At 46.4% G+C, this 20,327-nt stretch carries 21 protein-coding genes; 11 read left to right on the top strand and 10 right to left on the bottom strand.

The features are described from left to right. Nucleotides 1-199 precede the first annotated feature (199 nt). The gene (locus NIES208_RS19430; protein ID WP_084176657.1) at nt 200-1,219 is read left to right on the top strand and encodes a fasciclin domain-containing protein; all 1,020 of its coding nucleotides are present in this window, start codon (nt 200-202) and stop codon (nt 1,217-1,219) included. A gap of 444 nt (nt 1,220-1,663) precedes the next feature. Here the strand turns inward: NIES208_RS19430 and thiO are convergent, their stop codons facing one another. The 5 genes from thiO to NIES208_RS15285 form a co-directional block, all read right to left on the bottom strand. Then, nucleotides 1,664-3,601, bottom strand: a complete 1,938-nt coding sequence (gene thiO / locus NIES208_RS19835) for a glycine oxidase ThiO (protein WP_075893850.1) — start codon at nt 3,599-3,601, stop codon at nt 1,664-1,666. 257 nt (nt 3,602-3,858) lie between these two features. Then, entirely contained in the window at nt 3,859-4,914 is a 1,056-nt protein-coding gene (gene aroF, locus NIES208_RS15300) for a 3-deoxy-7-phosphoheptulonate synthase (RefSeq protein ID WP_075893849.1), read from the bottom strand. A gap of 197 nt (nt 4,915-5,111) precedes the next feature. Beyond that, complete coding sequence (locus tag NIES208_RS15295; RefSeq protein ID WP_075893848.1) at nt 5,112-5,597, bottom strand: PAM68 family protein; 486 nt, start codon at nt 5,595-5,597, stop codon at nt 5,112-5,114. A 44-nt stretch (nt 5,598-5,641) separates the two neighbouring features. Beyond that, nucleotides 5,642-5,911, bottom strand: coding sequence for a 30S ribosomal protein S15 (gene rpsO / locus NIES208_RS15290; protein WP_075893847.1), 270 nt, complete (start codon nt 5,909-5,911; stop codon nt 5,642-5,644). 136 nt (nt 5,912-6,047) lie between these two features. After that, nucleotides 6,048-6,650, bottom strand: coding sequence for a phycobiliprotein lyase (locus NIES208_RS15285; RefSeq protein ID WP_075893846.1), 603 nt, complete (start codon nt 6,648-6,650; stop codon nt 6,048-6,050). 201 nt (nt 6,651-6,851) lie between these two features. On the opposite strand from NIES208_RS15285, the gene NIES208_RS15280 reads away from it, so the two are divergent. Next, a complete protein-coding gene (locus NIES208_RS15280; RefSeq protein ID WP_075893845.1) occupies nt 6,852-7,016 on the top strand; it encodes a phycobilisome degradation protein NblA in 165 nt (54 codons plus the stop codon). Between the two features lie 67 nt (nt 7,017-7,083). On the opposite strand, the gene NIES208_RS15275 is transcribed toward NIES208_RS15280, so the two are convergent. Further along, on the bottom strand, nt 7,084-7,566 hold the full coding sequence (locus NIES208_RS15275) for a Tab2 family RNA-binding protein (RefSeq protein WP_075893844.1): 483 nt from the start codon (nt 7,564-7,566) through the stop codon (nt 7,084-7,086). Between the two features lie 78 nt (nt 7,567-7,644). Then, entirely contained in the window at nt 7,645-8,595 is a 951-nt protein-coding gene (locus NIES208_RS15270; protein ID WP_075893843.1) for an NAD-dependent epimerase/dehydratase family protein, read from the bottom strand. A gap of 140 nt (nt 8,596-8,735) precedes the next feature. Between NIES208_RS15270 and NIES208_RS15265 the strand changes: the two genes are divergently transcribed. Further along, the gene (locus NIES208_RS15265) at nt 8,736-9,569 is read left to right on the top strand and encodes a DNA-formamidopyrimidine glycosylase (RefSeq protein WP_075893842.1); all 834 of its coding nucleotides are present in this window, start codon (nt 8,736-8,738) and stop codon (nt 9,567-9,569) included. 33 nt (nt 9,570-9,602) lie between these two features. Here NIES208_RS15265 and NIES208_RS15260 read toward each other — a convergent pair whose 3' ends face one another. The 3 genes from NIES208_RS15260 to NIES208_RS15250 form a co-directional block, all read right to left on the bottom strand. Next, the gene (locus NIES208_RS15260; RefSeq protein ID WP_075893841.1) at nt 9,603-10,508 is read right to left on the bottom strand and encodes a restriction endonuclease; all 906 of its coding nucleotides are present in this window, start codon (nt 10,506-10,508) and stop codon (nt 9,603-9,605) included. Between the two features lie 24 nt (nt 10,509-10,532). Next, nucleotides 10,533-11,066 (bottom strand): CPBP family intramembrane glutamic endopeptidase, encoded by a 534-nt coding sequence (locus NIES208_RS15255; protein ID WP_075893853.1) that lies wholly within the window; start codon nt 11,064-11,066, stop codon nt 10,533-10,535. Nucleotides 11,067-11,140: 74 nt separating this feature from the next. Beyond that, nucleotides 11,141-12,211, bottom strand: a complete 1,071-nt coding sequence (locus NIES208_RS15250) for a DUF3326 domain-containing protein (RefSeq protein ID WP_282956496.1) — start codon at nt 12,209-12,211, stop codon at nt 11,141-11,143. Between the two features lie 142 nt (nt 12,212-12,353). Here NIES208_RS15250 and NIES208_RS15245 point away from each other — a divergent pair, with 142 nt between their 5' ends. The 8 genes from NIES208_RS15245 to NIES208_RS15210 form a co-directional block, all read left to right on the top strand. Continuing rightward, nucleotides 12,354-13,259, top strand: a complete 906-nt coding sequence (locus NIES208_RS15245) for a lipase family protein (protein ID WP_075893840.1) — start codon at nt 12,354-12,356, stop codon at nt 13,257-13,259. 136 nt (nt 13,260-13,395) lie between these two features. After that, entirely contained in the window at nt 13,396-14,745 is a 1,350-nt protein-coding gene (gene glmU / locus NIES208_RS15240) for a bifunctional UDP-N-acetylglucosamine diphosphorylase/glucosamine-1-phosphate N-acetyltransferase GlmU (protein ID WP_075893839.1), read from the top strand. Between the two features lie 329 nt (nt 14,746-15,074). Next, complete coding sequence (locus NIES208_RS19550; protein WP_235641405.1) at nt 15,075-15,236, top strand: hypothetical protein; 162 nt, start codon at nt 15,075-15,077, stop codon at nt 15,234-15,236. A gap of 3 nt (nt 15,237-15,239) precedes the next feature. Next, the gene (locus NIES208_RS15230; protein WP_075893838.1) at nt 15,240-16,088 is read left to right on the top strand and encodes an alpha/beta fold hydrolase; all 849 of its coding nucleotides are present in this window, start codon (nt 15,240-15,242) and stop codon (nt 16,086-16,088) included. Nucleotides 16,089-16,429: 341 nt separating this feature from the next. Beyond that, nucleotides 16,430-17,401: a glutathione synthase gene (gene gshB / locus NIES208_RS15225; protein WP_075893837.1), complete on the top strand. Its 972-nt coding sequence runs from the start codon at nt 16,430-16,432 to the stop codon at nt 17,399-17,401. A gap of 64 nt (nt 17,402-17,465) precedes the next feature. After that, nucleotides 17,466-17,897, top strand: a complete 432-nt coding sequence (locus tag NIES208_RS15220; protein WP_075893836.1) for a DUF29 family protein — start codon at nt 17,466-17,468, stop codon at nt 17,895-17,897. A gap of 95 nt (nt 17,898-17,992) precedes the next feature. Beyond that, nucleotides 17,993-18,415 carry a hypothetical protein gene (locus NIES208_RS15215; RefSeq protein WP_075893835.1) on the top strand — a complete coding sequence of 141 codons (423 nt, stop codon included), beginning with the start codon at nt 17,993-17,995 and terminating at the stop codon, nt 18,413-18,415. 36 nt (nt 18,416-18,451) lie between these two features. Then, a partial coding sequence (locus NIES208_RS15210) for a tetratricopeptide repeat protein (RefSeq protein ID WP_225875325.1) occupies nt 18,452-20,327 on the top strand: 1,876 nt, incomplete at its 3' end.

Raw genomic sequence — 20,327 nt, 5'->3', positions numbered from 1 at the left:
GCTCTCCCATTCACCGCGTCGTACTTCCGAGCATGCTTAAGCAAAACTCACGTTATCTTTAACCAAAATAACCAGAGTTCAGATTAAGTAAAAAACGACTTCTACCAAGACGAGCCCACAATTGCTACAGTTAGGCTAGTAAAGAAACTTAATAAATCAACGAAGATCTTTACATTTAAATCGTCTCAAGGAGAAAAGTATGCGTTCTACACTCACCGCTTTAACGACAGGTCTTGGTTTCCTCCTTTACGCTGCAATGGTTTTGCCCACTACTGTTCAGGCTCAAGAAGTCCCCTCCAGTAGCTCGACCCTCGAAATGGCTCAAGTTTCCGCTCCGAGCATTGTTGACATTGCAACTAGTGATGAAGTTTTTTCTACCTTGGTCACAGCACTGCAAGCGGGAGACCTAGTTGACACCTTATCTGGAGATGGTCCCTTTACCGTTTTTGCACCAATCAATCCTGCCTTTGCCGCTCTGTCTGAAGGCACTCTTGAAACCCTTTTGATGCCCGAAAACAAAGCATTATTACAAGAAATTTTGACCTACCACGTCATCAGCGGCAACATCACCTCTAGTGATTTAACCGAAGGTAAAGTCTCTACCATTGCAGGCAGTGACCTCATGGTTTCCCTAGAAGACGGTGTCAAAATCAACAACGCGAACGTCCTTGCTGCTGACATTAAAGCAGGGAACGGTGTTATTCATGTTATCGATGCCGTCCTGCTACCCCCTAGCGAGTCCACCGAGGCGACGGAAATGGAAGACTCCATGACAGAAGTTGCCGTGACAAGCCCAGTGTCAATGCCTGTCAGCCTAAATATTGTTGAATTAGCGGCTGGTAATACAACCTTTGCAACCTTAGTGGCGGCGGTAACGGCGGGTGATTTAGTCGACACCTTATCTGGAGAAGGCCCTTTTACTGTTTTTGCACCGACCAATGAAGCTTTTGCGGCACTTCCTGAAGGCACGGTAGAGACATTACTTATGCCTGAAAACAAAGCATTACTCCAAGAAATTCTGACCTATCATGTCGTGAGCGGTAAGGTGACTTCTGGTGATCTAACCGCTGGTGCTGTGCCTACGGTTCAAGGTGATAGTGTGATGGTTTCCCTAGACGATGGCGTTAAAATCAATGGTGCAAATGTCATTGCTGCTGATGTGATGGTTAGCAATGGTGTGATTCACGTTATTGACACAGTGATCATGCCGGAGGAGTAAGTTCTCTTTTGGGATAAATTTTGCATGAATTTCAAGTGTTATAAAAAGCAATAGCTAGGTGATTTTCCCACTTTGAATACAAGAGTTTGTGGCTTCACCTGAGTTCGGTTCAGGCTGGGGCTCTAATGATGAAACGGCGAAGGGGATAGGGTAAGAGGGAGACAGATTTTCCCTACTCACGGTTTTTGGTGAGAACAAGGTCAATATTTCCTTACTTCTTTATCCCCAAGTCTTCTTTTCTCTCAGGCTTTTGGGTGCAATTTTTATGGGGCCTAAGTAAATCCGAGCTTTCAAAAGATGCAAATTTTCGTTGCTTTTCTGTGTCTCCTTTTCTCTCAAGAATTTTGGCTACATTCTGATCCATAACTGACGTTATGGTAATTTTCTCGCGGTTATCCATCGAGTTTCAAGGGGTTCAGTGAGGAGCAAAGTTATGGCAATTGATTAGGACACAACGCCCGTTTGGGGGGAAGAGGCGATCGCCATATTTTTGACGGGGATACGTCCAGCAAGATAGGACAATCTACCGGCTTCTGTGGCTAAACCCATCGCGCGACCCATCTGAACAGGGTTCTGAGCTAGGGCGATCGCCGAATTAATTAACAATGCATCAGCACCCATTTCCATGCCCAAAGCCGCTTCACTGGGGGAACCAATCCCGGCATCGATGACAACGGGAATATTACTTTGCTCGATAATGATTTTGATATTGGCTTCGTTTTGAATGCCTTGACCGGAACCAATGGGCGAACCCAAAGGCATTACCGTCGCACAGCCTACTTCTTCGAGACGTTTCGCTAATAAAGGATCTGCATTGATGTAGGGCAACACCGCAAAGCCTTCTTTTACTAATATTTCGGCTGCTTCGAGAGTGCCGATGGGGTCAGGCAAAAGATATTTCGCATCGGGAATCACTTCGAGCTTGACGAAATTATTTTCCTCTTGACCTAAAAGTCGTGCCATTTCCCGACCGAGCCGCGCCACCCGAATTGCTTCTTCAGCCGTTTTACAACCCGCAGTATTGGGCAACATCCAAATCTTGTTCCAATCGAGGGCTTCTGCTAATCCTTCATGACCCGGAGCTTTCGTTTGAACGCGGCGCACAGCCACAGTCACAATTTCACAGCCACTAGCATCGACGCTGTCCTGCATGACCGGAATAGAAGGATATTTTCCTGTACCTGTCATGAGTCGCGATCGGAATGTCCGTCCTGCTATCACTAATTGGTCATCAGCGGGTAATGTTCCTAAATTCTTTTCACGGGGAGCAGCATAGAGGGTTGCGGCACCATTAGAACCGTTATTCATAGATTGATTATTCTCAAAAAAGCGTTGACAGGAAAAATGTTTTAGCAAGGGGTCATCTTGTCCAGTGCTTAGGCGATCGCCGATTAATTTGGCAGTGATAGGCGCTAGCAAAATACCATTGCGATAATGTCCGGTTGCGTAGGTCAAATTAGCGCAAGGAGAAGCTCCGAGGATAGGTAACTCATCAGCCGTTGCCGGACGATAGCCCCACCAAAATTCTTTAATATCCCAATCCTTGGCTTCCGGCAATAAACGAATCGTTTTATCCAGCAAATATTTGATGCCTTTGGGAGTATTGTTGGGCTGCCATTGCACCTCTTCTGCCGTTGCGCCGACGATTAATGTGCCGTCCTGACGGGGCACAAGGTAAATGCCATCGCCGTAAAGCACCCGTTTGAGGCTGTCTGGTGTGGACATCTGTAACGCCAACATTTGCCCTTTAATTGGATATACAGGCAAAGGCGTAATCTGCGCTGACCAAGACCCTGCCGCCAAAATATAATGATCGGCGGTAAACTGTCCTTGATCGGTTTGTATAGATTGAACTTTCCCTTGGGCTTGCTGTAAACCGAGGACTGTCACCCCTTCTCTGAGAGTTACATCAAGACCTTGAGCCGCCTGTAAAAGTGCTTGGGTTAATTGGCGATTATCCACTTGCCCATCTTCTGGATACCACCAAGCGCCAACCACCGACTCCCCAAGATTTGGCTGATAAAAATCAAGCTTCGTACGATTTAGCCAAGTGCCATTTTCCTGAGCGTTAATATTCGCTGGTTTCTCCTCACAGGGTGCAAAAATACCGCAGGGCAAATACCCGACATCCATGCCGCTGAGCTGTTCAATTTTCTGAGACCATGCAGGATAAAGATCCCGCGATCGCCGTCCCAATTCAAGCATAGCTCCAGTTAAGCGTTCTGCCTGCGGAGCCAACATCCCCGCTGCCGCGTGACTAGCCGCCTCAGTAAAACGCCGATTGAGCACCATCACCTGCCGACCTTGCTGTTGTAATTCGACGGCAATACTAAGACCAATAATGCCGCCCCCTAAAATCAAAATATCCGAATGCTCTGCCATAGCCTCTAACTACTTTTTCCTCGACGCATACTTTACGCTACATTCCCTATCAGTAAGCTAACCACTTTCGCAATAGAACGAAAAATCCCCATTCTGATGAACGAGGATCTTCACTTAAATTTTCACAAATAGTAGGTGGGTTACGCTTGCCATTGTCCCAAGAAGAGTTGTCTAAACCCCCTCTTACTTCACCACCCTACAGTTGATGTCTGATATCTGTTCACTGATACCTGATACCTGATACCTGTTCCCTGAAATTAGGCGATCGCCAACTCCTTCTGGGTACGACCAGTGAGCTTTTCAAACTCAGCCAACTCCTTCATTACTGCATCAAAAGCATCCGGAGTGAGGGACTGGGGGCCATCAGAAAGGGCTTTTGCCGGATTGGGGTGAACCTCGATCATGAGAGAGTCCGTACCTGCGGCGATCGCCGCCTTTGCCATGGGCAAAACAAACTGAGACTTACCAGTACCGTGACTGGGGTCAAGCATCATGGGGAGATGAGTCAAACTGCGGAGTACAGGCACCACAGAAATATCCAGAACATTACGAGTGTACTTACTATCAAAGGTGCGAATACCGCGCTCACAAAGGATGACATTACTGTTGCCTTCCGCGAGGATGTATTCCGCCGCCATTAACCAATCATCGATGGTCGCCGCCATACCACGCTTTAAGAGAACCGGCTTATCCTGCCCACCCACTTTCTTGAGGAGGGCAAAGTTCTGCATGTTGCGCGCCCCTACTTGGAGCACATCAGCAACCTCTGCAATTTTCTCCACATCAGCCGTATCCATCACCTCAGTGATAATGCCAAGACCGGACGCATCGCGAGCTGCAGCCAATAATTCTAGGGCACTTTCACCATGACCTTGGAAAGCATAGGGAGAGGTTCTCGGCTTGTAAGCACCACCACGCAAGAACTTTGCACCAGCAGCTTTCACCCGTAGCGCTGTCTCGACAATCATGTCTTCATTCTCAACAGAGCAGGGGCCGGCAACCACAACAACAGGATGGTTCGGGCCGAAGGTTACATCGCCGTTTGGTGTCGGGACAACGACATCACTATACTCGCCGTGGCGATATTCTAAACTAACTCGTTTAAAGGGCTTCTCTACACGCAAAACATTCTCAATCCAAGGACTCAACTCTTGAATTCGCTCAATATTAAAGGCCGCTGTGTCACCAACTAGACCAATGACAACTTTGTGGGCACCGACAATCTTTTCAGGAGTCAAACCCAACTCTTCTAGTTCACCGCTTAAGCGATTGATTTCCGCTTCTGGTGAACCAACTTTCATGACAACGATCATGCTTGTTCCTCGGAGATTACAACAATAAAAACTTGATTTTGTTTTTCTATGATGACGCTATAAAAAATAACTTGTCGGCGATCGCCATTGTTCTCAATATCGATGAATACATTGATCCTAGAGAAAATTTTGACAGCCGACAAAGCATATACGAGATATTTAAACTCGGAAACCCTAAAAAACCAAGGGTTAAAACTTTAAGATTTGCTGCGAGCCTCCTGTCGGCTTGCCTTCCATGCCTTCACCATGCGACCTAAATTTAGGACAAATTCATCACCGCCAAGAAGACTACCAGTGCGTTCCTCATCCCAAGATGTGGAGAGGAGACCATAGCTCAGACCAAGGACACCAATACCGAAAAACCCAAGACTGACAAGCAATACAGCGATACTTGGCAATTCAAGGATTTCATTAATCACAATGTAATAGGAAATCACAAAGGAACTAATGCCTAAGGCTGTCGGAATGCCGCAAAAGAAAGCCATCCGACGGATCATCCGCTGACTAACAGCTTCTGGGATTGTGCCGGAATCGCGATTATCTCTACGATTTTGGCGACGATTGTCAGTCTTCGTGGAGGTTTTCGCTGGTTTTGCAGCAGCGACAGGTTCTTTTTTGGGAGTCTTTTTTTTGGTCTGGCGCGGCTCAAAAGGTAGTGGCTCGCGAGGGGGTTCAGAGGGCATAAATCTTAAAAAACAAATGATTTCTTGACGTGCCGAAACAAATTCTAGCGACGGATACCGAGACGACCAATGAGTGCTTGGTAGCGTGCTTGGTCTTTTGCCTTGATAAATTGCAGTAGGCGCTTCCGCTTACCAATCATTTTAAGGAGACCACGACGGGAAGAGTGATCTTTCTTGTTTACTTTGAGGTGCTCTGTGAGCTGGTTAATGCGAGTGGTGAGGAATGCGACCTGGAGATCCGCAGATCCAGTATCAGTTTCGTGAATCTGATACTCGCCCATGAGTTCCTGTTTACGCTCTTGCGTTAAAGCCATAATTCCGTTGTGTTTAGAAAATAAAAATACAATTAATTGCAGTCTATTACCTTAACATCCTTTGCTAAGAAAGCCTATGGTTTTCGGCTCTAAAGTTTGGAGAATAAAGCTTTTGTAATGAAACACTATTTTTTACTTACCAGCCGCTAAAGGCATAGGGCTGGGACTCAGCCGCGGCGATCGCCTCCTCATTATTTTTTGCATCATCAAGGACACGCTCTTCCATACAAAATGTGGTGGTATTAAAGCCGCCAAAACGTTTTACTGTGCTGGTTCTGAGGCGAAGATTTTCATTGGCAAACCAGAAACGCTCATAAATGGTCATGGTTTCGTATTCAGTGGTGAGCACCAAACCTTCTTCTTCGTCGAGGTGATATTCGCCAGCAACGGGAACGATTTCCGCATAACCACGCTCGCGCAATAGTTTGCCTTGGCGGGGATTGTCAGCATCAGGAATTAGGGCAAAAACGGTACTTCCTTCGTGGTTTTCGTCGTCTTTATCCCATTGCATAGAGCCCGCCCAGGTGACGTAGGAACCGCCAACGCTATTGGCTGCGTCCATTTTGTGCATTTCGCAGATTTCGACAATGCGCTCGTCATCTTTTTCAAGGTTTTCTACTTTAATGTCAGAGCCACCCGCTTCGGCACGACGGAACGGCAGGTGATGGGTGACGCGCTTAGAACGCCATTTGCCTGCACTATATTGAAAAAATTCTTTGGCATCTGCAAAGCTCTGCATATCGGGAATTTCCTAAAAAAATCTTCTGATTAGCGTATTAGTTTATCCGGTCTGCCTTGGTGAAAACACCCTATTGTGATGAATTTGCTATAATTTTTTAAGAAATGTTTTATTTTTAACAGAAGTGTTGACAGGCTTCTTGTTCAATGTATCTAGGAACATACATGGCGATCGCCACTTCATTAGAAAAGGAGTAAGGTTATGTCTTCAGAAAATCAACTCTCGATCGATCAAAGGCTCAAAGTACAGATGTTTGAGATGAAAGCTCGCAACTTATCTTTGGAGCAGACCCAAGAGTTTTTACTGGAATTATTCCGTCAGATGATGGTTAAAGAAAATTTGATGGCAAAAATCACGGAAAGCTAATTTTTTTTCGCCTCAATCTCGGTCTAACTGTGTAATGTCCCTCACTTTATTGGAAGTGGGGGCATTTTTATGCTTTCAGTAACCATAATCCGCTAAAAGTCACATCGGAGTCATCGGGCTGCACCAACAAAAAATGTAATCCCTTGGCTGCCATTAGCCGCTGTTGGTAGCGTTGTCCGGCGGTGGCGATCGTCTGATCGTGAAAGGTTAAAGTGACCCAGCGTTGATCAGATTTATCGTTTAGTAATAATCCGCCAGCAAGATTTTTTTCGGTTTCTTGATAAATATGCGTCTGGGGTTTTCGTTCCGCAACCCAGCTCGCCAGTTGCATTGATTGTCTGCCGCCGTAAATCACCACACCGGGAATAAAGGTGTTGGAGGCAATGCCAAGATTAACGGGATTAAATTCGGGGGGCATCGAGAGAAACGGAATTGGGCGATCGCCAAACATATCCCAAAAATCTCCAGCCGGAATACTGGCAAACCGCCATTCTTCACCCCAAAGCTCATCGGGCAAGGGCTGCGGTGGTGCTGGCATTTGATCGTTCATGGTTTTTCAATTCATATTTTTTGTAGGGGTTTACCATGGTAAACCCCTACAGGAAAAGGTTTTAGTTAGATTATTTTTTTAGCAATATAACGTTTGAATCCATTCCCATTCACGGCGTAATCCTTCTGACAAGCTCACCTGCGGGTCATAACCCAAAATTGTTTTCGCTTTCGTCACATCAGCACTAGTATGTCTCGCATCTCCCCGCGCGCGATCGCCGTAATTTCGGGTAATCGGCTTGCCGACAATTTGGTCAATTTCATCGAGGACATCATTGAGGATCACCCGACTGCCACCACCAATATTAAAAATTTCACCTACCGCTTCAGGCGTTTTGAGTGCCAATAAATTTGCCTGCACCGCATCACTCACAAACGTAAAATCACGGGTCTGTTTACCATCGCCATAAATAGGAATTGTGGTTTCTTTAATTGCCGCCTTGAAAAATTTGTGGAACGCCATGTCTGGCCGTTGGTGAGGCCCGTAAACCGTGAAATACCGTAGCGAAGTCACAGGCACATTAAAATTGCGGTGGTATAAAAAGCACATCCGTTCCGCTGCCAATTTTGTAATGCCGTAGGGAGAAACCGGTTGTGGTGGAATCAGTTCAGAAGTGGGCATTGTTTCCGCGTTACCGTAAACCGAAGAGGTTCCCGCATAAACGAACCGCTCTAATGTGCCAACTTCCTTGGCCGCTTCGAGCATAATTTGAGTGCTATTAATATTGCGCTCGGTATAATCCCGAAAACCCTGTCCCCAGCTTGCCCGCACACCTGCTTGTGCAGCTTGGTGAAAAACAACATTGGCTTCAGAAAAGAGCGATCGCCAATCGAGATTTTGAATATCATCTTCCATAAACTGGAAATTCTTAAAATCCTTTAGAGCCGCAACATTTTGCCGTTTTAAATTCTGGTCGTAATAGTCATTAACTTGGTCAACTCCGATCACCTCTTGTCCCTGAGAGAGTAAAGTTTCCGCGAGATTAGAACCAATAAATCCAGCAACGCCCGTAACAATGACTTTCGACATATCTTCCGTGATGAATTAAAAAAATCGATGAATTAAAGGGTTATCAACGCTACCAAAGTAAATCACCATTTGAATTTTTGGTAAAGATTTCCTAGGGACGACCTTGTTATATTGTCTCAAGATCAAAATTGAGATTATCAATGCCAGAATTGCCAGAAGTCGAAACGGTGCGCCGTGGTTTAGAACAAATTACCACCGGAAAAACGATTACAGGAGCTGAAATTCTTTTGTCAAAAACCTTAGCCGCTCCTGAAGATCCCGATTATTTTCTGGGTGCTATCAAAGGATTGAGGATTGAGGCTTGGCAACGCTACGGCAAATATCTTTTAGGGCAATTATCGGACGGTTCCCATCTAGGTATTCATCTCAGAATGACAGGGAAATTTCTCTGGACATCTCCCACTGAACCCGTCCAAAAACATACGCGACTTCGATTTTTTATTGACGGCGATCGCGAGCTGAGATTTGTTGATATGCGCACCTTTGGACAAATTTGGTGGGTTCCGGCAGGGACAAAAGTGGAAACGGTGATTACAGGTTTAACGCGTCTCGGTGTTGAGCCATTATCCAAAGACTTTACGGTGAATTATTTGCGAGACAAATGCAAAAATCGCCAGCGCCCAATGAAAACTTTTTTGCTCGATCAGGCGATAATCGCAGGTTTAGGAAATATCTACGCCGATGAGTCTCTCTTTAAATCAGGAATTTTACCGACCCGCGCGGCTAGTAGTCTTAAGCCGAAAGAATTGAAAAAACTCCACGCCGCCATTATTGAAGTGCTGGAAACATCTATTTCCCAAGGCGGCACAACTTTTAGTGATTTTGTCAGTACCACCGGCACCAATGGAAATTATGGTGGTATGGCTCTAACTTACGGACGCACTGGAGAACCTTGTCGTGTGTGTGGCAGCCCAATCGAGCGCATCAAAATGGCTGGGCGATCGACACATTTCTGTTCTGTTTGCCAAAAGTAAAACTCGTTACAATCAGAGGCGATCGCCGCAGTCCTATTCCAGAAAATAATCACTATCAATTTTTTTGATTTTGTAAACCTCTGCCGTATACAAACCAACATCGCTATCGATCATTAATTGCACTAGTGTCTTGCCGTTAATCAGAATGATTTTGGAGTCGATCGTCTGGGAATAATCAATCGCTTCTTTTGTGAAGTTGGACGTTGTGATAAAAATGCCTTTTCTTGCCCGTTGTCCCTGCAATGCACCAACAAATTTCTGGATTTCAGGTCTGCCAACATTGCCATCCCAACGTTTTGCTTGAATGTAAATGACATCAAGCCCTAAACGATCTTCTTTTATAATGCCGTCAATGCCGCCATCCCCAGACTTGCCAACCACTTGACCTGCTTCTTTTCTAGAGCCGCCGTAACCCATTGCCAATAACACATCGATCACCAAATTTTCAAAAAATTCTGGTGAACAGCTTTTAACTCGGTCAAGAATATCTGTGGCCAACTCCTGCTGTATTTGCCGAAAACCTTCTTCTAAAATCTCTTCTGGAGTATTAGCGACATCATTAACTTGGTGGGACTTTGAGATCGTATGTGATGATTCTGGTGCAACAAATTCAAGATATTCGGGAAATTTCCTTAAAAATTTAGAGGTTATTTTATTCGGTTTTTCTTTTAGTACCTGGATGCCTTTTTGAGTTATTTGATAATAGCCACGACGAGGATATCGGACTAATCCAGATTTTTTAAGATGTGTTCCTGACCAGCCCACACGATTGTCAAATCGTGGTTGTTTTCCACTGGGCAATAGTTCCTGTTTCTCTGTGCTATTGAGTTCAAATTTCTCTGCTAAATATTCAATCGTCTCACGCAAAGAATGTTCATTACCGTCACCTAAATATTGTAAAAGAGGCAACATTAGAGTTTGATAATCGGGAATCGCCATTAAAATTCAGCAACTAAAAAATATTTATTTTTGGCTCGTGGTCATAGGATTACGAATTTTCCAAATAAAACTAGAGGTGAGATTTGTGATGATGTGGGCAATAACTGGCACAAAAAGATTGCCGGTGGCGATCGCACTAAACCCCAGCACAAAACCAATTACCGTCGCCCAAACGGCGTAAGACCACTGCTGTGCGCCGCTAATGTGCAATACACCGAATAAGGCACTAGAAAAAACTAAGGCAATCCAGCCAAATCCTAAGCCGGGCAGCATAATGCCGCGAAATAAAAACTCTTCACTGAGGCCGGGCAATAACCCCAACCACACCACATCCGGGAGAGCTAAAGGTTTAAGGACAAATTCTAAATAGGTATTGACACTTTGACGATAATCTTCCCACAGCGCATATAAAATGCTACTCATCATAATGATGCCTGCGGCGATCGCCCCACCTTGGAGAAAAGCTGTCGGGGTAATTTCCCAAGGCAACAATGCCACATTGCCGATCATGCGCCAGAGATTACCGACGATAAACAGTAGCAGCGCGGTAATACCCATGAGCAGCAGTACTTGCTGGCGGGATAACGGCTCAAGTTGAGGTTGATTAGACTGATGATTCACAAGGAAAATACCTAAATTTCTCTAAGGGGCGGGACAGTCGTACTCAGGCTACGAAAATCAAGTCCGGCGCGGTGGGCAACAAGAATGCCAATTGCCTCTAGGTATGAGTCTACTCGACAAGCCTGAATCCCAACTATTTCCGGAAAAATGCTTAATGCGGTGTCATTTTCGTTTACAGCAATAATTAAGGTTTTTGTACGACTGAGACTCAGTACTGCACTCCCACCACAAGCACTGGCGGGGATCACAAGGCTATCCACTGCATCCGCCCAAATATGTTGATCACTTAATGTTTGGGGATTTTTCTTGACAATAAACTGTGGTGCGCGACTCAAACCAGCTAAAACACAGGGCAAAAAAGTGTAGCCCAATTCTTCTGCCGCCGCTTTCGGAGATAAGTCTGGTTCAATGGGGATCGGCGCGAGGGCTGGGGCATGGGCACAGGGAATCTGGAATTTTTTGACGAGGAGGTGGGAAATGACGGCTTCGGCTCCGGCAAGGGCATCTACTCCCGCACCTTGACGATATTGGGCGAGCATCTCGCTATCTTCGTCATCGGGAAATCTGGCAACGACGGCGATCGCCTCGACTTTTGCTTCCTGAATTAACCTTTCCGCAGCGCGCAATAAACTCCCCACATTTTCAATCGTGCCCCAGCTTGCTCCAGACTCTGAGAGTTTGAAGGTGACATTGAGTGGTGCATCGGTCACGACGTAGTCGGTAACGGATAAACCCAAGGTGGCGCGACAGGCATCGGCTGCTTGGATATGACGTACGCGTAATTCCTCTTCAATCCCTTGATCAAGAATCATGCCCACCCGATTTTGCCGTACAGGTTTTAAGCCCCAATTTCCCGCCGCAAACTGATCTAAGCCATAACCTTCCACATAGAGGGCATTGGGCATATGCCAAAAAAGTTGTGCGCCATTCAGCACATTGGGATGGGTAATCAGGCGATCGCAGACCTGAGCAACAAGCCGAGCTGTCGGTAAACCATCGCCCGCATAGCCCCCAATTTTTGCCCCAATCCCCGTCGGGATAATCATCATCGTGGTGTAGGGCTGGGGAGAGCTAGGAAACATGGGCGATCGCATCGGCAACTCACAGTGAAAACTTAACAATAATGCCAGTAAAGAACCCCACAAGTCATTTAGAAAACGTTATTTTTTCCACAAAAATCCCACTCTAGGATTAGATCAGAATAATCTTTCCGTCGTAAAAACTATGCCTCCCGAATTTAAATTTGAACCCTACACCACTTTCTATAAACCCCACAATGCCTACTGGCTCGCCCGTGCCGCCGGTCTTGCCTATACCCGCAAAGCTTCGGATGATGCATCCCCAGACGGCAATGTGATTTTACGGGAGCTGAAGGCATGGGATGTCGGCTTTAGTGAAGTAATCACTTTCAACAACAAAAGTAGCCAAGCCTTTGTCGCAAAACACGATGGTGGTGGCATCTTTGGCTCACCGGGCTTTGTAATTATTGCCTTCCGAGGAACAGACGAAAAAGCAGACTGGGCTGACAATCTGGGGGTATGGGCTGTGGATTTTCCAGCGGAGCGGGGAGCTGCCCCCCTAGGAAGAGTGCATGGGGGATTCTATCGTGCCTTTCTTGATATTTGGGAAGACAAAGGGCCAGATGATCAGTTCACCATGCAAGAAGTCCTTGCCCGCGATGATTATCGTCGCAAACCATTTTGGATTACGGGACATAGTCTCGGTGGGGCGCTAGCTTCGGTTTGTTCGTTTAATTTCGCCTACTATGATGTTCCTTTTTATGGCACTTATACGTTTGGGCAGCCGCGACCCTCAAAGCGAGACCTGAAGCGTCATTTTGATGCGGAGGCGAAACAGCGCTATTTTCGTTTTCAAAATAATAATGATGTCGTTTCGCGTGTGCCGCAGCGTCTAGCGGGATACACCCATGTTGGGACTTTTCTCTATATCGACAATGAGCAAAATCTCACGTCGGATGTTGGGGCTTGGTTTCAGTTTACGGATCGGGTCGATGGTCTCAAGGCCTTTGTCAGAGAACGGGCACAGGGAGGGGCATTCCGCGACCATGACATTGCTCAGTACATTGAGGCATTGGAGAAAAATATTGGGAGAAATCCCGCAGGTCTATAGGCCATAGGGTTTGTTTCTCAGGACTTGGGGAGGCGATCGCCCTGTTGTGGGAAACCTTTCTGAGTCCTGTTGTGGGAAGCGACGGACAGTGCGATATACTCCACACTGACATCTCCCTAAAGAAATTTTTTTAACGATGGTAGCGGTAGCAATTCTCGCAGCAGGCAAAGGCACTCGGATGAAATCGGATTTGCCAAAGGTTCTTCATCTCCTCGGTGGGCGATCGCTGGTGGAACGTGTCATTGAGAGCTGCGACCTGATCGCACCTGAGAGGGTTTGTGCCATCGTCGGTTACCGTGCCGATGAGGTAAAAACGGCTTTAGCCCATCGCTCTGAATTAGAATTTGTCGAACAAAAAGAACAGCTTGGTACGGGTCACGCAGTGCAGCAATTACTGGAGCCGTTTAAGGATTTTTCTGGGGATGTGTTGGTGCTCAACGGGGATGTACCTTTATTGCGCCCTGAGACGATCGCCGAATTTGTAAAAGTCCATCAGGATAATCAAAATGACGCAACGATTTTAACGGCGCAACTGCCTGACCCGACGGGTTATGGTCGGATTTTCTGTGATGAAAACTTAATCGTGAGCCAAATTATTGAGCACCGTGACTGTACTGAAGAGCAGCGCCAAAATAATCGCATTAATGCTGGGGTGTATTGCTTTAAATGGGAGACCCTTGCGGAGGCATTACCGCAACTCACCACCAATAATGATCAGCAGGAATATTACCTCACTGATGTGGTGCTCCACTGCGACAAAGTGATGGCGATGGATGTGGCTGATGCTCAGGAAATTAGCGGTATTAACGACCGTTTCCAACTGTCCAATGCCTATTCGATTTTGCAAAATCGCATTAAAACAAAATGGATGAAGGCGGGGGTGATGATGCTCCAACCGGAAACAATCACCATCGACGATACGGTGCATTTAGAGCCGGACACCGTCATTGAACCGAACTGTCATCTGCGCGGAACCACGACAATTCAAGGGGGTTGTCATGTTGGCCCCGGTAGCTTTATCGAAAACAGTGCGATCGCCGCGAATTGCACCATTATGTCGAGCTATGTGATCGATAGCGAAGTGGGCGAAAATACTCGCATTGGCCCCTTTGCCCATTTGCGGGGGAAGGCTGTTGTGGGCGATGGTTGCCGCATCGGAAATTTCGTTGAAGTGAAAAAATCGGCGATCGGCAATGGCTGTAATATGGCGCATCTTGCCTATATTGGCGACGCGGAACTGGGTCAAAAGGTAAATATTGGCGCGGGGACGATTACTGCAAATTATGACGGGGTCAATAAACACAAAACTGTGATCGGCGATCGCAGTAAGACTGGAGCCAATAGCGTTCTGGTTGCGCCGATTAATATTGGTGAAGATGTCACAATTGCAGCGGGTTCAACCATTACCAAAGATGTGGAGGCGGATTCCCTAGCCGTTGCCCGCGCTCGTCAAAAAGACATTAAAGGTTGGACATTAAAATCCTAATGGGTTGCGCAACTCTCGGACATCCCTGACGGCCTAAGGCCACCTTTTCCAAGGAAGGGTGTGGGAGACTCCCTAGAAGTTCTTCGGCATGATTATAAATTGAACATTTCACAAAGGACTAAATTTCGACGGAACAGATGATTTTCGGGAAGATTTTCGTTTTTTTTGCTCCAAACCGCTCCTGTCTTTCTTTATAATTGCTGGAACGGAATTTTGTTGTGGATTAGGCGATCGCCATGAATTTGAGAAAAAAAATTAGATCGAGCAAATTAACTTGGTACATTACGGCACAAATCGGTGTATTGATGTTCCCTTTTGGTTTGTGCCTTTTGGGTGAATCGATCACCCGGCGCATCAATGGTGAACCTTGGTTTTGGTGGGGCACGATCAGCCTTGCGGTGATTAATGCGGGTTTAGGTTTGATGATTGAAAGTGGTCTAATCGGCGGCTATCCCGGTAATAATTCTGAGGGTGAATCTACCGAAAGCTAACCGATGACTTTTTCTCCCCCAACCCGGCGATCGCTCCAACTAGATAACGAAATTACTCTGTCCTATTTTGAATGGGGGCAAGGCGGCGAACCTGTTTTGTTACTCCACGGCCTAGCAGACAATGGCTTGGTTTGGGCAAAGTTGGGGGAGGCACTCCAGCAGAAATATCATGTGGTGGCTCTCGATTTGCGGGGACATGGTGACAGTTCTAAACCGGAGTCGGGTTATCTTTGCGATGATTATATTGCCGACTTTAAAGGTGTGTTTGCCAAATTTAGTTGGTCAAAAGCTCATATTCTCGGTCATAGTTGGGGCGGAAAATTGGCGGCGATTTGGGCAATGCGCGAACCTGAATATTTCCGCAGTTTGATGTTGGCTGATCCGTTTTTTAATAACAAAATTCCCCAATGGTGGACGCTTACCTTTCCTATTGCATATAAAGTGTTGCCTTTTCTCAAGCTCATGGGTGAATTTCCCAGTTACGAAAAAGCAGAGGCGATCGCCAAAGGGTTAAAGCAATTTCGTGGTTGGAATGAATGGCAAGCTGCAATTTTTAACGCCAGCATTGAACCAATGGAAGCTGGCAAATATCACAGCAAATTTGTGAAGCGAGCCTGCGATGAAATTTTTGTAGACGTGATGCAAGAGCAAGGCGTTAGTCATCCCAGCGATTTACCGAGTTTGTTTATTCAACCCGAAAAAGGCTTAAATCGCGTCAGTTTTCAGGTTGCATCCTACAAGAAAAATCTTACGAATCTCACCTGGCAAACGGTTCCCGGCAACCATTGGGCACATATCGTCGAACCAGAAGCATTTAATCAGGCGATCGCCGATTTCCTCATGCAACTCTGAAAAAGAGACGAAAAAGAGACACGGGGATACGGAGACAAAGGGACACGGCGACACCACATATTTTTTATTTTTGAATCCATGGGATTTTGTGATCTGAGTAAATTCTCCCTGTCCCCTTCCTCATGCAACTCTGAAAAAGAGACGGAAAAGAGACGAAAAAGAGACACGGGGATACGGAGACAAAGGGACACGGCGACACCACATATTTTTTATTTTTGAATCCATGGGATTTTGTGATCTGAGTAAATTCTCCCTTTCCCCTCTTCACTCTCTCACCGCGTCCCCCTTTTCCAAACGCAATTGATTTATGATCGACGGAGAAAAAATTAGAGTTCCCTGCCGTGAAATTCGCTTTTATCCTCGATCCCATCGCCAAACTTGATCCCGGTCATGACACCACCGTTGCCTTTATGGAGGCCGCCCAGCAGCTCGGCCATGAGGTTTGGATTACCCAGATCGAAGATTTAAGCATTATCAAAAATCAGGCTTGGGCAACTTTACAGGCTGTCACGTTAAATCCGGTCAAACTAATTGATGGACTGTGGCGTGCTGAAAAGGAATGGTTTGAGCTGGGCGAAAAAAAGCTGATGCCCCTCACGGAAATGCAGGCGGTATTTATGCGTAAAGATCCGCCCGTCGATACGCCCTATCTCTATGCCACCTATATTTTGGATTTGGTTGACCCGACAAAAACTCTTGTGGTGAACAACCCCCAAGGCATTCGCGCCGCCAACGAAAAAGTCTATGCGCTTAATTTTGGTGATGTCATTCCCACGACGATTGTGACCTCGCAGAAATCCGTTGTGCGGGAATTTGTGGAGGAAAAAGGCGCAGCAGTAATTAAACCCCTCGGTGGTAAAGCGGGGGAAGGGATTTTGTTTTTACCGAAGGGCGATCGCAACTTTAACTCTCTTTTGGAAATTAGTACCAAACAGGGCACAGAACCCGTAATGGTGCAAGAATTTTTGCCTGCTGCGAAGGATGGTGATAAACGCTTAATCGTCCTTGATGGTGAGCCAATCGGTGCGGTAAATCGGATTCCCACAGGCGATGATTTTCGCGGGAATATGGCCGTCGGTGGACGCATTGCCCAAGTGGATATTACCGAGCGCGATCGCCACATTGCGGCAACGGTAGCGCCGAAACTAAAGGAAGATGGACTGTATTTTGTGGGGCTAGATATTATTGGCGGTAATCTCACAGAAGTGAATGTCACCAGTCCCACCGGAGTGCGGGAAGCAGATCGCCTTGATGGACTTTCCCTCGGTAAAAAAGTAATGGAATGGACAGTGGCAGAGGTGAATAGTTTGTAGGGGAATAAAACTTGATTTCGGATAAGTGGGGCAAAGTGTAGTTCAACTCAGGAGGGTTAAGACGATGGAAGAGTTATTAGAACTCAAGGGATTTTTGCTCAGTGGGAATATCGCCGATGCGTTGCTATTGGTGGAGGAAATGACGGAGATGAGCAAAGATGACAAGCTCAACAAAATTTTTAGTTTCAGCATTATTTTATTACTCCACCTGATCAAGCAAAAAGCCGAGAGTCGCTCTACCCGCTCATGGGAAATTTCGATCTTTAATTCGGTCAAACAAATTCAACGTACGAACAAACGACGCAAGGCGAAGGGAACCTATCTAACTCTGGAGGAATTACGGGAAACCCTAGAGGATGCCTATGAATCTGGACTGAGACAGGCAGCTCTAGAGGCGTTTGAAGGCAAATATGAGGCGGATGAGCTGGCGGCTATGGTTGATCAGAATAAGATTATCGATCAGGCGATCGCCCTTATTTCTGGGGACGAAGCTTAGGGGGAATTTTTTTGCAAATAGCTGTAACTGCTCATCGGGACTTCAATTACACTAAATGGCATAGCGTTTGTAATTTGTGATTTTGTAGGGCAACTATGGAACCTCTCTCGGCGATCGCCATCACGTCTTTAGCTTTTCTTGCCACCAAAGCCGGGGAAAAAGCCCTCGATAAATCCCTCGATGCAGCATGGGATAAAGCAAATCTTTTACGGAAAAAGATTTGGGATAAGTTGCGGGGAAATCCGACTGCAGAAAATGCCCTAACTCAAGCTGAGACGGGTGATGAAGATGCACTGGAAAGCGTTGCGGATTCTCTCAAAATTGCGATGCGTGAGGATCAAGAATTTGCCGAAGAGGTGCAGCAACTTGCCCAGCAAATTACGCAGATCGATCAGATGCAAGGTGAGATTTTTAATGTTTCTGGTGGTGAAGTGAATTTTGTCAAAGACAATAAGTCTCCTGTGATTCAAGGGGGGAGCGGTCACCAAATCACGTTTAATATCAATCAATCTGATTGAAAGGATTCGCCGGAGCAGGTTCCGGTTAAACAAAAACTGGACAATTTAGAAGCGGGTGTTGCGGAGTTCGTCGGGCGAGAAGCGGAATTTCAGCGCATTGATGAACTGTTTGAGGAGCAAGATGGCAATCTGCCTATTGTTCTCGTTACTGGCATGGCGGGAGTCGGGAAAAGTGAACTGACTTTGCAGTATGCAATTTCAAAACGCGCACTAAACCAGTTTCAGGGGGGAATCGCCTATCTTTCTGCGGCGAATTTTCTGGATGATTTACAGGATTTTGTTATTGCAGCACAGCTTAACGACACAACAGATTTCCGGTTATTAAAATCACCGAAAGCTCAGGCAAAGAAAGCTTGGGAGCTTTGGCAGGAATTTTGTACCTCAATGTCAGCTCAGGCGTTGATTGTGATCGATGATGTCAAAGATTATCAGGCAGAGATTGCTGATTTTTTACCGCAAAGTTCTGAGGAAACATCGCCTTTTCGGATTCTCTTAACTTCAAGGGAGCGCTGGGAAGATTTGGCGGCTTTTGAGCTGGAGGAGCTAAAGCTAGAGGCAGCGGTAGAGATGTTTTGTCATTGTGTGGGCAAAAACCATCAAGATCGCGTCGACGGGCAAATAGCGACAGTCGAAAATCTCTGTGAACAATTAGGGAGATTACCTTTAGCTTTGGTTTTGGCGGGAAGTTGGCTCGGTGTGTCTCAGTCAGGGCGGACAGTGGAGGCTTTAGTTGCAGCGCTGAAGGCGGAGGGCTTAGAGGCGGAGCCGTTGACGATCGGTAAACAGAAAACACTAGAAACGCGAAAACGTCAGGAAAAAGGTTTAAAAGCAGCATTTCAGGTGAGCTGGCAGCAGTTAGAAGAGTTCGATGTCTCGGCACAACAGCTCGCAAGGGTACTGAGTTTATTCACGGCGGGAAATGTGGACTGGGAACTGGTGGAGGCAGTGGTGGCTTGCTATCCGATAGAGTTACCGACAGCTACACCGAAAAGGCTAAGTCTATGGGAAAGGTTCAAGAATTGGCTACGGGGCTTGTTTGGGAAGCGTCATCAGCCAGCAGAAAAGAAAGAACGACCAACAGCAAAAATTTTAGATTTGATGGCGGCGAGAGATTGGCTGCGGGATATGAGTTTGCTGCGGGAAGTCAAAAAAGGTGAAGTCTATCGGGTTCATGCCCTACTTCATCAATACTTTGGAGATCAGTGGACTCCGCAATTAGATCGGCAGGGGTGGCAACTGGCTTTTGTAGAAGGACTCAGTGAACGGGCAGCAGAAATTCCGGCGAATGCAGACTGGGAACTGGTGACGGCATGGCAATCTTTGCGACCGTATTTTAAACAGTCGATGGCGGTGGCCGATGAGTTGCTTCAGACCATGGAAAATCCTGAGGTGCGGCAACGATTAAAAACCCAGAGATTAAAACTACAAGGTGGAGAGTTTCGACTAAATCAAGCACCGATCTTTGCAAATACATTTCAGCAGGCGAAAGAAGCTCACCAAAGGGCAAAAGCAGCTCTAGCGAATGGTCAAAGTGAAGCAGCAAATCAATATCTAAATAATGCTTTGTCGGGATACAAAAGGGCGATTGAACAAGGTCGTCAGGCACTACCTAAAGAGAGTTTGACTTTAGCGGGATACCTCAACGAAATTGCGCAATTCTATGATGAGGTGGGTCACTACAGTGATGGCATTCCCCCTGCGGAAGAAGCGTTAAAGATTGTCCGTTTAAAAAAAGCCAAGAAGAAAACTATCGCTCTTTATTCCTCTTGGTTGGCAAGATTGCATGAGTCCCAAGGGAAATATGAAGCCGCCGAACCCCTCTACATTGATGCCCTCCAGATGTGGAAAGAATTGCTCGGCGATCGCCATCCCTCTGTGGCGACTAGTCTGAATAACCTCGCCGGATTGTATG

Source organism: [Limnothrix rosea] IAM M-220, assembly GCF_001904615.1.
Classification (GTDB): domain Bacteria; phylum Cyanobacteriota; class Cyanobacteriia; order Cyanobacteriales; family MRBY01; genus MRBY01.
Note: the sequence above shows the minus strand (reverse complement) of the source record. Positions and strands in the feature narration are given on the sequence as shown.

What these genes read in the sequence shown, in the direction of transcription:
- NIES208_RS19430 (WP_084176657.1), top strand. Translation starts at nt 200, where the DNA reads ATGCGTTCTACACTCACCGCTTTAACGACAGGTCTTGGTTTCCTCCTT.
- thiO (WP_075893850.1), bottom strand. Translation starts at nt 3,601, where the DNA reads ATGGCAGAGCATTCGGATATTTTGATTTTAGGGGGCGGCATTATTGGT.
- aroF (WP_075893849.1), bottom strand. Translation starts at nt 4,914, where the DNA reads ATGATCGTTGTCATGAAAGTTGGTTCACCAGAAGCGGAAATCAATCGC.
- NIES208_RS15295 (WP_075893848.1), bottom strand. Translation starts at nt 5,597, where the DNA reads ATGCCCTCTGAACCCCCTCGCGAGCCACTACCTTTTGAGCCGCGCCAG.
- rpsO (WP_075893847.1), bottom strand. Translation starts at nt 5,911, where the DNA reads ATGGCTTTAACGCAAGAGCGTAAACAGGAACTCATGGGCGAGTATCAG.
- NIES208_RS15285 (WP_075893846.1), bottom strand. Translation starts at nt 6,650, where the DNA reads ATGCAGAGCTTTGCAGATGCCAAAGAATTTTTTCAATATAGTGCAGGC.
- NIES208_RS15280 (WP_075893845.1), top strand. Translation starts at nt 6,852, where the DNA reads ATGTCTTCAGAAAATCAACTCTCGATCGATCAAAGGCTCAAAGTACAG.
- NIES208_RS15275 (WP_075893844.1), bottom strand. Translation starts at nt 7,566, where the DNA reads ATGAACGATCAAATGCCAGCACCACCGCAGCCCTTGCCCGATGAGCTT.
- NIES208_RS15270 (WP_075893843.1), bottom strand. Translation starts at nt 8,595, where the DNA reads ATGTCGAAAGTCATTGTTACGGGCGTTGCTGGATTTATTGGTTCTAAT.
- NIES208_RS15265 (WP_075893842.1), top strand. Translation starts at nt 8,736, where the DNA reads ATGCCAGAATTGCCAGAAGTCGAAACGGTGCGCCGTGGTTTAGAACAA.
- NIES208_RS15260 (WP_075893841.1), bottom strand. Translation starts at nt 10,508, where the DNA reads ATGGCGATTCCCGATTATCAAACTCTAATGTTGCCTCTTTTACAATAT.
- NIES208_RS15255 (WP_075893853.1), bottom strand. Translation starts at nt 11,066, where the DNA reads ATGGGTATTACCGCGCTGCTACTGTTTATCGTCGGTAATCTCTGGCGC.
- NIES208_RS15250 (WP_282956496.1), bottom strand. Translation starts at nt 12,211, where the DNA reads ATGTTTCCTAGCTCTCCCCAGCCCTACACCACGATGATGATTATCCCG.
- NIES208_RS15245 (WP_075893840.1), top strand. Translation starts at nt 12,354, where the DNA reads ATGCCTCCCGAATTTAAATTTGAACCCTACACCACTTTCTATAAACCC.
- glmU (WP_075893839.1), top strand. Translation starts at nt 13,396, where the DNA reads ATGGTAGCGGTAGCAATTCTCGCAGCAGGCAAAGGCACTCGGATGAAA.
- NIES208_RS15230 (WP_075893838.1), top strand. Translation starts at nt 15,240, where the DNA reads ATGACTTTTTCTCCCCCAACCCGGCGATCGCTCCAACTAGATAACGAA.
- NIES208_RS15220 (WP_075893836.1), top strand. Translation starts at nt 17,466, where the DNA reads ATGGAAGAGTTATTAGAACTCAAGGGATTTTTGCTCAGTGGGAATATC.
- NIES208_RS15215 (WP_075893835.1), top strand. Translation starts at nt 17,993, where the DNA reads ATGGAACCTCTCTCGGCGATCGCCATCACGTCTTTAGCTTTTCTTGCC.